The organism is Bacillus sp. FSL K6-2944 (genome assembly GCF_038005385.1).
GTDB classification, from domain to species: Bacteria; Bacillota; Bacilli; order Bacillales; family Bacillaceae_G; genus Bacillus_A; species Bacillus_A cereus.
Genome location: NZ_JBBOTE010000001.1, coordinates 1,591,282 through 1,606,872, shown reverse-complemented (window position 1 = coordinate 1,606,872; position 15,591 = coordinate 1,591,282). Strand labels below are relative to the sequence as shown.

Genomic DNA, 15,591 nt, shown 5'->3' with positions numbered 1-15,591 from the left:
AATTAGGTGGGAATTACACTGCTCGTAGCCTCCTACTAATTATCGTTTCACTTTATATAGTTTAGAGTTTTGTAAATCTTTACTTATTAAACCCGTAATAATATTTTGTTTTCTCAATACATAAGCCGAATTTTAAATTATTACCCAATAATATAATACCTCTCATACTATTTATTAGTTGATAATAACAAAAAAGCAAGCTTTGAATATAATAATGAAAAAGGAGATGTTAAATAATGGGTTATATTGTAGATATTTCGAAATGGAATGGCGACATTAACTGGGATATCGCAGCACCACAATTAGATTTCGTAATTGCACGTGTGCAAGATGGTTCAAACTATGTAGATCCTTTATATAAAAATTATGTACAAGCAATGAAAGCAAGGAATATTCCGTTTGGTAATTATGCGTTCTGTCGTTTCGTTTCAGTAGAGGATGCACGGATAGAAGCAAGAGACTTTTGGAACCGTGGTGATAAAAATGCAACAGTTTGGGTAGCTGACGTAGAAGTAAGAACAATGAACGATATGAGAGCGGGTGCACAAGCTTTTATTGATGAATTACGCAGATTAGGAGCTAAGAAAGTCGGTTTATATATTGCTCATCATATGTATACTCCATTTGGAATGGAAAATGTCAATTGTGATTTTGTATGGATTCCTCGTTATGGTGGTAACAAACCGGCGTATCCATGTGATATTTGGCAATACACAGAGACAGGCAATGTGGCTGGTATCGGCAAGTGTGATTTAAATAAGCTGATTGGAAATAAGCCGTTAGCTTGGTTTACAAATCAAATTGTTGAGCCGATAAAAAAACAAGAAGGGGTTGGAATTATAGTGAATAAATATAGCAAAGTAGTTACTTATGAATTTGGTGTAAATTTAATTTCTGACATGATTCAAATGATGGATAAGCTTGGATATACTTCTAAAATAATATCTCGTGGAGATAACCAAGGGCTTGTGTATTTCGAAACAGATTATCGTCAAGGGAACGAACTGGACAAAGCAACTGCTTGGTTAGATATGAAAGGAATTAAATATTTTTATACAAAAGAGTAGTTTGCAAAAATAAGAGCCGTCATGTGACGGTTTTTATTTTTATTTAATCTTTTAACTCTACTTATAATATGGAGAAAATAGACTAATAAACAAGCCTTTGTATACTTTCAAACATAGAATATGATGAATTCTATCAAGGAGGAAGCATATTTATGAGAAATACTTGTCATTGTGGACATTTTCAAGATTGTAATAAATTTTGGGATGATTTAATGTTTGGGAGATGTAGATGTAAGCGCAATGATTTTCACGAGTGTTGTTGCAAAGAGAAACCGAAGTGTGAGTGTAAAAAATGTCATTGTAAAACAAAAGCGAAATGCCATTGTAGGCATGAAGAGGAAGGGTATTAATAATAAAAAAGAGTACGATGCGTACTCTTTTTTTGGGTGATTATATTCCATCTTGAACAGATTTCTTTACAATTACCCATGTGTCTTTCTTTTTAACCGTTATAGCTACATTAGTTCCATTAGATTCCTTATAAAAGATATATCCATTGTTTGAGTTTACATATGTAACTGGTTCACCTATGCAATCTCGCGAGCAGGATTTGTTGACTAGTTCAATTAAGGATAGTTCACTTGGATCGGTTTTACTGGCTTCTATAACAGCATCAAGGCTTGTTTTTCGATAACCTTGCAAGTTTATATGAAAAAGCTGCTCTATTTCTCCTGTAATGCTAGTGTTCATTACTTCTACTGAATTCTTTTTTTCTTGAAGAAAGCCGTTTTCATAAAGTAATTTTGTATAGCCAATCCATGCTATTAACACTAGCATGAAAAACATACCCGTCATTTTAAGTATTCGAAGTCGTTTGCTTATAATTGTTTCTGAGTATTTCATTCACTCTAATCCTCCAATGTTTTTAATTTAAAATATGCTTGGATACATACTTTTAGAAGAGGATGAAAGTTAATGAGTTTTTAATAAAAAAGAAAACATCCAGGGTTAGATGCTTTCTTTTTTTGGTATTTTTGGCTATCTGTTAGTTACTTGTTTCATAAGTGGTCTTATTTCTTTAACTGGTGGTTTCTTATCATAGGCATCAACGTAAGAAAAGTAATAGTTTAAGTTTCTTAGAAGACCTTTTCCTATTTTTGCACTTAAGAAAGGAAAGACTTGTCCGGTATAATCATCGAGAGATTTACAGTAATATTTTTCATCTAAATATATACTGTATTTACATGTTAGTTCTACTAAAGGATTCCCTTCATCATCAAATACTTCTTTAGAATCAATAATATCTATTAGTGCAAATTTTTCATTTAAGTAAACTTTCTTTTTTTTCTCGTGTTTATTTGTAAGTATAAAAACGAGACCAATCGCGTTAATCAAACTATTTCCTCCTATAAAAAACGGATATTAATAAAATATATCGATATAAGCTAAATGTAAAGAGGAGAGGTGAAATATCATGGAGAAAAAACTAAATAAGCCGATTGGTGAGAGCTGATAATCAGTGGGGGATGAACAAACCCCTCACTGATTAAAGTTTCACTTTATTGAAATACTTGCGGGAATTGTTTTACGATTGCGTTTGTTATCATGTCAGCCATTTCTAATGCTTCTTTTTCAATTTTATCGTAAAGTTTTACTCCTGCTTCATAATCTTTATTTAGGAAGGCAAGTGCTTCTGCTTTCGTTAGTGCTAAATGTTCATAAAACATTTTTCTAAATTCTTCTTTATCTATATATGGGTTGATTCTGTTAAGGAATTCAATAATTGCGTCACCATTAGCGTACCATTTTTTCTCTATAGCGGCCGCTGCATTTTGATTACCAGCTTTTGCGGCTTTAACAAGATCCGCTGCAATTACTAAGTGATCTTTAATTAATGCACTATATTTTTTCACTGCATCCTCACCGTAAAATGGTTCAAGTGATAGTCCCATATGTGTTGCGTTTTGTAGAAGTCGTCCAACAGTAACATTAACATCTGGTAAATTAAATACTATACTTATAATAGCCAATCTCGTCCAAGCGACGTGTTGTTCCCATAAAGAACGCATATACCCTTTTAAAAAATTCTCATTTTTACTAATTCGGTAGTTCCGTACGGATAAATCATAGTTTACATAAGGGTTATGGTAGGGGGAGTAATACGATTGCCAATAAGAATACATAAATAGTAACACTCCTTTGAACATGTATAACTCAAAGTATGATGAAGATTTATTTTTAGTTACGTGTCCTAGATTATTTTTAGGGAATTTGAAATGGAGAAATTCAATGAATGGTGTTGTGGTATATATGAATAAATTGAATATAAAGTAAAAGAGGGTCTGTAAGGGAAGTTGCAGACCCTCAAAAGGGTATTGCCGAGATGTCGGACTCGACTACGTAATGTTATCATAAAATTCTTTTGAAAAAACCTGGTAAATGTGTCCAAATGAAATTGGGACCTTCATACAGTCAAAGGGACCTGCTTCCCGCGGCAGGCCCCAATAACTAGATAATGTCGATGAGCAAAAAACTCATCTGGAGTACTTTTATAGTAACAAGTAAAATGTGTTTTGTGTATTGAGAAAGAAGAATTGCATAATTATATGTGAACAATTTAAATCCCAACAATTTATGATTATCATTAATTGTTGGGATCTAAATATGGTTATAAAATGGAGAAAAGACTTGGAAGTGAGATCGAGGTACACAGAAGTATGTAATCATGAAAAAGACCTGCTAATATAAGCAGGTCAACTTAAGGGGTTTATCCAACAGATTATTATATATGGTAACAACTGAATTGTAGTAAGTCTATACATTTAATATTGAGAAAAATTCTGTGAATGATATGTTTTTTGCACATATATTAACGTCTAAAAAGTTGAGAAAGAAAATTAAAAAGCTTTTTATAAGAGAATAATGGCTGATACTTATAGTATGATTCATATTTCCACGCATCATTATTAGAGAATTGGAGTTTTTGTGTTTTCGTTTTCGCCGTGATGGAACTCATATTACGATGCTTCATATAGTAACCTCCTGAATTTATATGTATACGATTAGTAGTATTCAAGAAAGGGAAATAAAATGAACGTTTAAATTGAAACTCTTTCTTCTTGTGTACTGGATTTATATTATAAATGTTGTAAAACATATAAAATAATGATGCTAGTTAGTATTAAATAGGTGGAGAAACATAGAATAATGAAAAAACAATAAGCATCTAATCATCCCTTTCAAGTCGCATAAGTGATTGATATAATAGAAGTAGATGAAAGATAAAGAAAAGCAGGTGACTCTTTTTTGTTTACTAAAGCACAAGAACTTTTAGCGTCCTACTTTGGTTATTCTTCGTTTCGAAGAGGACAAGATGAAACAATTAAAAACGTATTAGATGGGAAAGATACGGTTTGTATTATGCCAACGGGTGGCGGTAAGTCGATTTGTTATCAAATTCCGGCATTAGTATTTGAAGGAACGACGTTGGTTATATCACCTTTAATATCACTTATGAAGGATCAAGTAGATACATTGGTACAGAATGGCATTTCAGCTACATATATTAATAGTTCTATTTCTATTGCTGAAGCAAATCAGCGAATTCAATTAGCGAAACAAGGACATTACAAATTACTTTATGTCGCGCCTGAGCGTCTTGATTCGATGGAGTTTGTTGACCAACTTATCGATATGAAAATCCCTATGATTGCGATTGATGAAGCACACTGTATTTCACAGTGGGGACATGATTTTCGTCCAAGTTATTTACATATACATCGCATATTAAATTATCTTCCAGAAAAGCCGCTTGTATTAGCATTAACAGCAACAGCAACACCGCAAGTACGTGATGATATTTGTAATACACTTGAAATTAATCAAGAAAATACAATTATGACAACGTTTGAGCGTGAGAACTTATCGTTTTCTGTTATTAAAGGGCAAGATCGAAATGCATATTTGGCGGATTATATTCGTCAAAATCAAAAGGAATCTGGGATTATATATGCAGCTACTAGAAAAGTAGTCGATCAGTTATATGAAGATTTAATGAAGGCAGGAGTTTCTGTATCAAAATATCACGCTGGTATGAGTGATATTGATCGAAATGAGCAACAAGAACTCTTTTTACGAGATGAAGTAAGTGTAATGGTAGCAACATCTGCATTCGGGATGGGTATTGATAAATCGAATATTCGTTACGTAATTCATTATCAGCTTCCAAAAAATATGGAAAGTTACTATCAAGAAGCAGGACGTGCTGGTCGTGACGGATTAGATAGTACATGTATATTGTTATATTCTTCTCAAGATGTACAAGTACAGCGTTTTTTAATTGATCAATCAACTGGAGAATCACGTTTTTCAAATGAACTTGAAAAATTGCAAAATATGACCGATTACTGTCATACAGAACAATGTTTACAATCATTCATTTTGCAATACTTTGGAGAAGAACCGAAAGAAGATTGTGGACGCTGTGGTAATTGTACAGACAATCGCGAGAGCATCGATGTGACAAGGGAATCACAAATGGTTTTATCATGCATGATTAGAACGAACCAACGCTTTGGAAAGCAAATGATAGCGCAAGTATTAACTGGGTCGAAGAATAAGAAAGTTATTGAATTTAATTTTCATACTTTACCAACGTATGGGCTTTTATCGAACCGTAGTGTAAAAGAGGTCAGTGAGTTTATCGAGTTTTTAATTTCAGACGAGTTAATTGCAGTTGAACATGGCACTTATCCGACGTTAAAAGTAACTGAAAAAGGGAAAGAAGTATTACTTGGTAAAGAGAATGTTTTACGAAAAGAACGAGTAGAGACAAGACAAATTGTTCAAGACCATCCTTTATTTGAAGTGCTTCGTGAAGTACGTAAAGAAATTGCACAAGGAGAAGGTGTACCTCCGTTCGTTATTTTCTCTGACCAAACATTAAAAGATATGTGTGTGAAAATGCCGCAAAGTGATTCCGAATTGTTGACGGTAAAAGGTATCGGAGAACACAAACTTGTGAAATATGGTTCGCACTTCTTACAAGCAGTTCAGCATTTTATTGAGGAAAATCCAAATTATGCTGAAACGATTAAGACAGAAGTAGTTTCAGAGCGTAAAAAGTCAGGAAAAGCGTCCGCAAATTCTCATTTAGAAACGTATGAAATGTATAAACAAGGTATTGATTTGAATGAGATTGCAAAAGAACGTAACTTATCAAGACAAACAATCGAAAACCATTTAATTCGCTGCTATGAGGATGGAATGGAAGTAGATTGGCACAGCTTTGTTCCAGCAGAGTATGAATCTCTTATTGAAACTGCCGTTCAAAATGCAGATGGTGGTCTGAAATCTATTAAAGAACAGCTTCCGAATGAAGTGAGTTACTTTATGATTCGTGCTTATTTACAAATAAGAAAGTAGAGGCATATAAAGGGGATAAGAATTTATGTATCATGTTTTCGTTTATGGCACGTTAAGAAGAGGACAAACGAATGCTCATTATATGCTAGGTGCAACATGTATCGCAGACAGAGCTTGGACATATGGAAAATTATTTGATACGAACGAAGGATATCCGGCCATGACTTATTCGATTGAAGAACAGGTGTATGGAGAAGTTTATGTAGTAAATGATGAGATATTGTGTAAGTTAGATGAACTAGAAGAATATACAGGCAATGGGGAGACTGATTTATATGATCGAATCACGCAAACAGTATATGTTGCTGATGGGGAAATTGAGGCATATGTGTATATCGCTCAGGATAAAAAGATGTTAAAGAAAGTGATAGACTCTGGTGACTGGCTTATGTATCAAAAAATATAATAAGGTAGTTTTAAAAATTGGAAAGCAGATAATGACGAATTCATTATCTGCTTTTTATTGTGTGAATAATTGTCGTTCTCTTTTTATTCTTATAGTTCTTAGTACGGTTCCAATTCCGAGAAATAAAACAGTAGCAGCGACCCCGCTAGTAGGATTTAACCAAAAATCACTACTGTTTGTAAGAGTAATAATCCCTGTTATTGTAACTAAAACAGTAGGAACAGCATCCTCGATCGCATGCATGATAACACATGGCCAGACGGATTTTGTAAGTCTATATATTTCAACATACATAATTGACCAACAAACCATAAGGATACAGCCAGATAAAAGCATATTTAATCTTGAGATAGATTCAAAATATTCATTTGAAGAGCCTCCTTTACTTTTATTTATCCTACTATTTGTGGGCAGTAAAACGCCCATTGATTAAAGTCTTTGATTTTTACAATATTTGTTAATAGATAAATTAAATAGGAGACAAATAGAAAGTAGTATCTTTTGTATGCATCACTATACTATATGTGTATTTGTGTGATTTTGATGTTGCATATTCTTTTTAAATTAGAAAGATGAAAAGTAAGTTTTTTCGGAAAATTTAAATGGAAACTATTGACTTTATGATTGGATTTTTAATACAATGATACTTCGACTGAAAAATTAGAACGGACAGGAGGGAATCGTCGAAATGAGCAACATATTTGAAGATGAGTTACAAAAAATGAAGGATACTTTACATACGATGGATGAGCAATTGGATAAGCTTGAAAAAACCCCGGTTTATTATGGAGAAGATTTTAAAGAGCAAATTCTTGAAAGTATGAGGGAGTCTAATAGACAAAACTTACGTATTGGTGTGCAAGAGCCGTACTTTGGAAGGTTAGATTTTCAGGAAGATGGAAAAGAAGAAGTTATGCCGATTTATATCGGAAAAGTAGGGGTTTCGGATATGGACACGATGAAGCCAATCATTATTGATTGGCGGGCGCCTGTCGCAAGTATGTTTTATTCATTTACCGGTGGAGACGAATTAGCATTTTATCAATCACCAGATGGGTTAGTAGAAGGTGATGTGTATTTAAAACGAAACATTTCCATTCGAAAAAGAGAACTTGAACGTGTTGTTGATACATATGTAAAAGGAAATGAAGATGTATCGCATGCCGATGATTTTCTTCTATATCGATTAGGTGAGAATAAAGATAATAAGCTAAAGGATATTGTTTCAACGATTCAATCGGAACAAAATGATATTATTCGAGCGGAAAGAAATTTACCATTACTTATTCAAGGGGTTGCAGGGAGTGGAAAGACAACAATTGCTTTACATCGCCTTGCTTTTTTAATTTATGAATATCGTGAACAACTAGAAGCAGAAAGAATGATCGTATTTGCGCCGAATAGTCTGTTTTTAGACTATATTTCGAGTGTACTTCCTGAATTAGGTGTAGGGAATATTAATCAAACAACGTTTCCGGATTGGGCATTACGTACGTTAGATGATTCAGTGAAACTAAAGCAGACAGAAGAAAAATTGAAAGAAGCATTTTCAATTAATCGTGATGAAAAGAAGGTAATGCTAGGTAAATTAAAAGGTACGTTGGAATTTAAGACGTTTATTGAAGAGAGAATGATCCAATTTGAAAATGAGTTAGTTCCGACAAAAGATTTTGAGGCGTGGGATAGAGCGATTATTCCAGTAGAAGATATTAAAAAATGGATGCAAGTTGAATATAAACATTATCCTTTACAGAAAAGAAGAGAACGATTAGTAGGACGAATGAAGCGCTGGATTGAAATTGAACTTAAAAAATTCGGGGAAACAAACGAGAAAAAATTACTTAAAAAAGAAGCGACTAAGAGACTGAACGCATATATGAAGTTTTGGCCGAAAATGAGTGCTCTTTCACTGTATAGTTCAATAGTAAAAAGTAAAGAAATACTTGAGGTATTACCTGAAGAACTTGTTAAAGAAACAGAAAAGAGTTGTCGTAAAAAAGAAGTGTATGTAGAAGATTTACCAGCTTTAATATACATACATCATCGTATAACAGGGATTGAAATCGGGCAGAAGTTTCATCACGTTGTTATTGATGAAGCGCAAGATTTTTCGCCTTTCCAAGTTTATGTATTAAAAGAAATTACATTAGGTAATTCTTTCACTATATTAGGTGATTTATCGCAAGCGATTTATGATTACCAAGGAATTGAAGATTGGAATGCTTTTAAGGAAGTATTCCAAGAAACCGGTTATTATGAATTGACAAGAAGTTATCGTTCTACAAAAGAAATTATTGAATTTGCAAATGAAATAATTAAAAATGCAGAAATCCCAGTAGGACTCGCAACACCAGTCTTCCGCAGTGGAGAAGATGTGAAAGTAATTCATGCAGAAAATCAATTTACTGAAATTGTGAAGACGGTAAAACATTTGCAAAATGCAGATGTGAAAACAATTGCGGTAATCGGAAGAACAGAAGATGAATGCCGTGATATATATGTGAAATTAACAAATGCAGGATTAACGGTCAACGTAATTGAAGCAAACCAAAGTAAATATGAAGGTGGTATATCAGTAGTACCTGTCTATTTAGCGAAAGGTTTAGAATTTGATGCGGTGCTTTTAATTGATGTGGATGAAGAACATTACAAAAACACAAAACATGATGCAAAATTACTATATGTCGGATGTACGAGATCACTTCATGACTTATGGATTTTCTATAGTGGGGAAGCGTCACCTTTAATTAAAGGATAAAAATAAAGTGGAACTATAATCAGTGGGGAGTTTTACTGCAAGCTAATGTGGGATAAATATAAAAAGAGGATTTTCTAGTACTGTATGAAAATCCTCTTTTTTATATTGAAATAGTAGACGTGTAAAATAACAATAAAGTTATTTAATTTTAAAACCAAAAACAAGTATAACCCCGCTCTAAATTTAGGGCGGGGTTAAAACATAGTTATTTAATTTTCGATATAAGATACTTCACTACACCTAAAAATATAAAGTTGTTTCTGTAGTGCTTTAAAAAAGAATGTACTTTTTAATAGACTACATGCTGCTAATTTAAGTCTTTAATTTATAGCTGTAGAAATAAATAATAATGAATAAAGATAATGATTAATATATAATTTAATGAGAACAAATGTACATTTATTTTTAAATGTGAGTTCTAAAAAATAAAAGCCTTTTCTCAATATCGAGAAAGTAGGTTCTTTAGCATACACTTTATTTTTCACATTCACAATCATCTAAATAATATACAATAAATATTTCCCGATCTTCGTCTATTTCTGATGCACATCTTTTTAATGGTCTCGCCTGTAGAGAAGGATTAAAAATTAAAAGATGAGGTAGTAAGTCAGAAGTACTTTCTTTCTCAAGAACATGAAGCACCTCTCTTTGCGATGGTTCATCTTCATATTTTCGGTATTCAACACATCTAAAGTTGTATTTCTTTGATTGAGTTAGGTAAGTTGTTTCTTCCTTCAACTTTTTAAGTTTAATTCTCACTACATCATCAACCCAAGAGCCTATATTCTCGTAAACTACACCATTACTTACAATGTAATCAGTTATTAATCTCGCAGATATCTCTTCATTTTTTAAGTTTTTACGTGAAAATAATACTTCTTTCGTTTCAGTAATATATTCGATGGTATTCATTTTTGCATTAGCCTCCTTCACTTAGTTTAAAATTAGCTTATACTATAAATAAGACAGATTTTGTCATATTTTATGAAAAAGGTGATTAAATGTCTAAAACTAAACGCATCATTAGAATCATGCTGGCATTAAACAATAATAATTCCATTACTGCAAAGGAACTTGCTAAATCCGAAGGAGTCTCAGAGAGAACAATCCTCCGAGATATACAGGAGCTAAGTGAAATTTACTTTCCAGTCTATTCAGAAAGAGGTAGAAATGGAGGGTTTAGTACACTAAAAAATAAAATGATCCCTCCTATTTGGTTTAGTGAGGATGAAATAATAGCTTTATTTTTTGCAATAGATGCCATGCAATATGTTGGCGCCACTCCTTTTTCTACTTCATATAAAGTAATTCTAAATAAACTGTTCAATATGATTCCTCAGGAAACTTCCGATACAATTGAGAATACTAGAGACAAAATCTTGATGTGGCAACCAAATATTAAAGTAGATAAAACGGTGCTAAGAAACCTTTATGATGCATCTGTAGAAGAGAAAACTGTTAATATCTTATATGAAACAACTGAAGATGAAATCTATAGAGAGATAGAACCTATGGGCTTATACGTATATAACGGGTATTGGTATTGTCCCGCTTACTGTAGAATGAGAAGAGGCATAAGGCTTTTCAGGGTAGATCGAATAAAAAAAACAATTATTAATTCTGCTTCTCATTCCACTAATGTCCATTTGAATGTTAAAGAATGGCTGTATTCTGAGTGTGAATCTAATCTCATAAAGCTCGAAGTGAGTTTAAGCAAAGAGGGAAAAAGAAAAGCTGAGAGCATATCATGGTTAAGAGATAATATGGAATACAATTCAGATGGAACCGCGAAAATAACAAAGAATATTAACCCTTCAGAAGAGTGGTTTTATGTTGAACTACTTTGGAATATTGGACAAGAAGCAGAAATAATAGAACCTGATTTCATAAAAAATAAGCTTATTGAAAGGGCTAAATCAGTGATAACGAAATATAATAACTTTTAGCTTAATTTGCATTTAATTTTATACTACTAGAAAGGATCACTTCATAGATAATCGTTCCTTTATTCAACTAAAGGGTGCGATTGTGGCATAAAATAGATAAAAAATGATCAAACTTTATTTCAAATCCACAACGGATGATGGTCCTTTTAGCAACGAATTGTATCTATCTTCCTAAGTCTATTAAAACGCCATAATCCTCTACTCGTGGTTTAGAAAGTAGGGGATATTTTTTGTAAAAGATTTATCCTTTTTTATCAAAGCACTACACTACATTTAAATAATGTTCAATTTTAAACGAATAAAGCCATTAATATTAAATTTTGATAGCTATCATCCAATTTTACACCCTTTGCTTTTCTACCCTCTTCAAAGAAGCCTAGATTCTTATATAACTGGATTGCACCTAGATTATCTTCCATTACCTCAAGACAAACTTTTTCAATCTTACTGTTATTTTTAGCCCAATTGATTAACGTTTCTAGAAGAGCTCTTCCAATACCATAATTTCGATATTCAGGTAGTATGGTCATCGCAAAAGCCCCTTGATGACTAATTTTTTCTTTGTTTCCGTTCTTAAAATCTATTGCACCGACTAACTTACCATCAACTTCAGCAATAAACTGTACATAATTTGGATTTTCATGATAAGCTTTTAACGTTTTTTGAATAGCATCGATACGTACCTTTTTTACATCCTCAACCGTACTTAGCATGTATGGAGCGTTTATTAAAGCTTTTGAAGCAGAATCTAGTATTCTTTCTGCATCCTGTTCTTTAGCTTCTCTAATTATTACTGTTTTTCCATCCTTAGATTTATAAGTAAAAACATTAGTTGATAAGATACTACACACACCCTTTCGGAATATAATTAATTAAAATTTTCAACTGTTTCGCGATTCTTAAGTAAGAAAAAGTCGTATCACCTTTTTCTGCAATCGTTCTGCTTCAACTTAATAATGATTATTTCGAATATTTCTAATTTTTACAAGGGTTCATTCCATTATATAGTCCGATTGTTGAATAACATGACTGGCGTTTTTCAAACAATTTTATTATGTTTTAAACAACTTTATTATCTCTGTACAAGATGAATTAACGACTTGAGCTGTTGTGTAAATAATATACAATGACCATTTCTAATTCCTTAGTTTGTTCTTTTTCCCATATACGAACAGCATCTACTGGAATTTGTGTATGTTTTAACCAATCTAGAATTAAGTGTAGTTGTTCTTGTATTTGACCAATGTTTTGCTCCTTTATGTTCTTATTCTGAATTCTATTAGTTAATTGAAGCATATAGGGAAGTTTTTCTATACATTCGCTTAAATCTCCGCAATAACCTGAAGGGAATTCATGTGTACCAAATTCTAAAGTATGGATGTAATTAGAAACTAGGTATATCATGGCTTCTTGTTCGGTATCACCACCTAATTCAATCGCTTTTCGAAGGGATTTTTCTAAATCGTCTTCTTTATTGCTAGAGTCCATATAAATTCCTATCCATCTAAAAGGCCTTGAATCAAATGGGGTGTTTTCTGTCCATCTATATAGAATGTCAATTAGAAAACTATTTAGTGAGAAAGTTAACACCTCATCTTTTTCGTTTGATGCATCTAAAATAGTAAACAGTGAAATGGCAAACTCCTCTTGATCTTTTGATTCCCATTTCTTTGCATTTGAAATAAATGTCTCTAAATGTTTATAAGCTAATTTTCGAAGTCCCGCTTCGCGATGCTGACAGTAACAAATAAAATCATGCCAATGCTCATTTGTATTCATATGTATAATAATAGTTTGTAATGTAGTGAGAGGTTTATCCATTATAAGTCCCCAATCTATTAAGAACGTGTTGAAAATTTAGTGTTATTATATCATTACATAAATTAAAGTGGGAAGAATTTAAGATGGATTTTATTGGTCACGGGATCCAATCGATTGGTAATGAAGCAGTTCTAACAGGACTCATTATAGACTTTGAAGATGAAACGTAAAAAAATTATTATGTTTATCTGAATGTTGAGGGAATACAAGAGTTTTATTTATCTAATTTTTAGAAAACATAGACTATAATATTGATAAATGGTATAATTTCCTTGTTATTGGAATTAAAATGAAAATATTAGAAGAAAAAGGATTGGGCTGGTTTTAATGGGGGATTCTGATCACAAAGAAACAAAGGCAATATTAAAGTTATGGTTTATTTATATACCACTTGCATTTGGAGAGTTTGTCTTTTCGAATATCATAGATTATTTAAAAAAATAAAGATTTTGCATTTGAAAAACAATTAACCTAATTTAATTGTTTTTTTATTTTTCTCTAATAAACCAAACAAAAATAAAGATTTTGAACAAGATGAAGTTTATGAAGGAAATAACGTTGATTAGGTGCTGAAAACGGGAATCATTCAAGCATGGTAATTCGCCATTTTTATAGCTTCCTATAGTGAAATGTTATGTTCACATCATATGTATACGATATTTGTAACTTAATATAGCATTACTGGAACTTCAAAATTAGTAGTTAAGGTTGCTACCTTTTAGAGTGCTATAGATATATAACTTAGCTAAAAAAGCAAAAATCATATAATTTGCGCTTTTTATTATCCGTTTTTTGGTAAATGATTATAGTTTTTGTCACATTAATACTGTACGATACATAGTATAAAACACATACTGTATGACATATAGTAATGGAAATGAGATAATATGAAGCGACCTCCTAGATTATCAAGTCAGGGATTTTAACCCATAATAATGAATGAAAACATTATGAATGGGGTTATACCCTATGATAATAGGAGGCCACTATGGAAAATATAATCTATATTGGGATGGATGTCCACAAGGAAAGTTTTAGCTTATGTGCACTACACGGAACAACTGGGGAAATTGTAAGAGAAGCACGATGTGCTTCAAATGTATCTCTCGTAAAAAAATTCGTTGAGAAACTGAAAACAAAATATGGTGAAGATATAAAAATTAAAGCTGGATATGAGGCTGGTTGTTTAGGGTATTCACTTCATAATCTTCTTGAACAAAATGGAATTGATTGTGATATTTTAGCTCCCACAACAATGTACAGTTCATCAAAAAATAAAATGGTTAAAAATGATAAATTCGATGCCAAAATGATTGCTCTTAATTTAGCAAATGGCACCTATAAAGAAGTATATGTTCCAGAAGAAGAGGATGTTGCCGTGAAAGAGTATATCCGCATGTTAGGTGATTTTAAAACATCTTTGAAAAAAATAAAACAACAGATAAAAGCATTCCTTTTAAGGCATGGCTATGTGTATGAAGGGAAATCAAGCTGGACAATCGCTTATATGAAATGGTTAAAGAATCTTGATCTACAAGGATTATTCAAAGAAACGTTAGGCGAATACCTATTACAGTATGATGTTCTAGTCGATAAAATTGAGCGGTTCAGTCTGAGATTAGAAGAATTATCTCATCGTGAAAGGTACGAAGAACCAATCGCAAATTTAAGATGCTTAAAAGGTATAGATACAACATCGGCAATGACTGTTCATGTGGAAATTGCAGACTTCACTCGTTTTCCCACGGCTAAAGCATTTATGGCTTATGTAGGATTGACACCAAGCGAAAGCTCAAGTGGAGAAAAAATCAGTCGACGTTCGATTACAAAACAAGGAAATTCGACCGTTAGGTCTACTCTTGTAGAATGTGCAAATGCGTTGGTAAAAGGAACAATCGGATTAAAATCGAAGCGAGTGAAAGCAAGACAAAAAGGGCAACGAAGCGAAGTGATTGCTTATGCGGATCAGGCTGTAGAAAGGTTACAAAGAAAATATTATCGCATGATATATCAAGGGAAACCTAGAAATGTTGCCGTTACAGCTATCGCAAGAGAACTGGGGTGTTTTATATGGGGATTAGAAACAGGTAAAATTCACCGAAAATAAAGAGGGAAGGATATGAAGTTGATTGATTCATTCATAGTTAGAAACCAAAGGTATCAATTGATGGCATAGATGAGCTTCAGAGATAGTGAATTACAGGTCTGGCTATCTATGACTCACCTCTT

The 15,591-nt window shown here is 32.6% G+C and carries 14 protein-coding genes and 1 pseudogene; 7 read left to right on the top strand and 8 right to left on the bottom strand.

All coding sequences use genetic code 11. The annotated features are described in order from the left end of the window. Positions 1-236 precede the first annotated feature (236 nt). Both MHH55_RS08135 and MHH55_RS08130 read left to right on the top strand, forming a co-directional pair. On the top strand, positions 237-1,067 hold the full coding sequence (locus tag MHH55_RS08135) for a GH25 family lysozyme (protein WP_078188085.1): 831 nt from the start codon (positions 237-239) through the stop codon (positions 1,065-1,067). A 216-nt stretch (positions 1,068-1,283) separates the two neighbouring features. Beyond that, positions 1,284-1,457, top strand: a complete 174-nt coding sequence (locus tag MHH55_RS08130) for a hypothetical protein (protein WP_000503011.1) — start codon at positions 1,284-1,286, stop codon at positions 1,455-1,457. On the opposite strand, the gene MHH55_RS08125 is transcribed toward MHH55_RS08130, so the two are convergent. The 4 genes from MHH55_RS08125 to MHH55_RS08110 form a co-directional block, all read right to left on the bottom strand. Then, on the bottom strand, positions 1,458-1,910 hold the full coding sequence (locus tag MHH55_RS08125) for a hypothetical protein (protein WP_000877572.1): 453 nt from the start codon (positions 1,908-1,910) through the stop codon (positions 1,458-1,460). 135 nt (positions 1,911-2,045) lie between these two features. Continuing rightward, positions 2,046-2,402, bottom strand: coding sequence for a hypothetical protein (locus MHH55_RS08120; RefSeq protein WP_000606231.1), 357 nt, complete (start codon positions 2,400-2,402; stop codon positions 2,046-2,048). A gap of 164 nt (positions 2,403-2,566) precedes the next feature. Next, positions 2,567-3,190, bottom strand: a complete 624-nt coding sequence (locus MHH55_RS08115) for a hypothetical protein (RefSeq protein WP_000287725.1) — start codon at positions 3,188-3,190, stop codon at positions 2,567-2,569. 686 nt (positions 3,191-3,876) lie between these two features. Continuing rightward, the gene (locus MHH55_RS08110; RefSeq protein ID WP_000682743.1) at positions 3,877-4,038 is read right to left on the bottom strand and encodes a hypothetical protein; all 162 of its coding nucleotides are present in this window, start codon (positions 4,036-4,038) and stop codon (positions 3,877-3,879) included. Between the two features lie 275 nt (positions 4,039-4,313). Between MHH55_RS08110 and recQ the strand changes: the two genes are divergently transcribed. Together recQ and MHH55_RS08100 are read left to right on the top strand one after the other, a co-directional pair. After that, complete coding sequence (gene recQ, locus MHH55_RS08105; protein ID WP_078187627.1) at positions 4,314-6,431, top strand: DNA helicase RecQ; 2,118 nt, start codon at positions 4,314-4,316, stop codon at positions 6,429-6,431. Positions 6,432-6,456: 25 nt separating this feature from the next. Next, a complete protein-coding gene (locus MHH55_RS08100) occupies positions 6,457-6,837 on the top strand; it encodes a gamma-glutamylcyclotransferase family protein (protein WP_078187626.1) in 381 nt (126 codons plus the stop codon). Between the two features lie 54 nt (positions 6,838-6,891). Here the strand turns inward: MHH55_RS08100 and MHH55_RS08095 are convergent. After that, positions 6,892-7,206 (bottom strand): annotated as a pseudogene (locus tag MHH55_RS08095) (CPBP family intramembrane glutamate endopeptidase); the annotation flags it as partial. A 319-nt stretch (positions 7,207-7,525) separates the two neighbouring features. On the opposite strand from MHH55_RS08095, the gene MHH55_RS08090 reads away from it, so the two are divergent. Continuing rightward, positions 7,526-9,595 carry a HelD family protein gene (locus tag MHH55_RS08090; RefSeq protein WP_078187625.1) on the top strand — a complete coding sequence of 690 codons (2,070 nt, stop codon included), beginning with the start codon at positions 7,526-7,528 and terminating at the stop codon, positions 9,593-9,595. A gap of 474 nt (positions 9,596-10,069) precedes the next feature. Here MHH55_RS08090 and MHH55_RS08085 read toward each other — a convergent pair whose 3' ends face one another. Next, positions 10,070-10,507, bottom strand: a complete 438-nt coding sequence (locus MHH55_RS08085) for a hypothetical protein (protein WP_078187624.1) — start codon at positions 10,505-10,507, stop codon at positions 10,070-10,072. Between the two features lie 89 nt (positions 10,508-10,596). On the opposite strand from MHH55_RS08085, the gene MHH55_RS08080 reads away from it, so the two are divergent. Then, positions 10,597-11,541, top strand: a complete 945-nt coding sequence (locus MHH55_RS08080) for a helix-turn-helix transcriptional regulator (protein ID WP_063245509.1) — start codon at positions 10,597-10,599, stop codon at positions 11,539-11,541. A gap of 290 nt (positions 11,542-11,831) precedes the next feature. Here the strand turns inward: MHH55_RS08080 and MHH55_RS08075 are convergent, their stop codons facing one another. Beyond that, on the bottom strand, positions 11,832-12,392 hold the full coding sequence (locus tag MHH55_RS08075) for a GNAT family N-acetyltransferase (RefSeq protein WP_000337118.1): 561 nt from the start codon (positions 12,390-12,392) through the stop codon (positions 11,832-11,834). A 241-nt stretch (positions 12,393-12,633) separates the two neighbouring features. Then, a complete protein-coding gene (locus tag MHH55_RS08070) occupies positions 12,634-13,362 on the bottom strand; it encodes a hypothetical protein (protein WP_078187623.1) in 729 nt (242 codons plus the stop codon). Between the two features lie 988 nt (positions 13,363-14,350). On the opposite strand from MHH55_RS08070, the gene MHH55_RS08065 reads away from it, so the two are divergent. Next, positions 14,351-15,469 carry an IS110 family transposase gene (locus MHH55_RS08065; RefSeq protein ID WP_340880263.1) on the top strand — a complete coding sequence of 373 codons (1,119 nt, stop codon included), beginning with the start codon at positions 14,351-14,353 and terminating at the stop codon, positions 15,467-15,469. Positions 15,470-15,591: the final 122 nt, after the last annotated feature.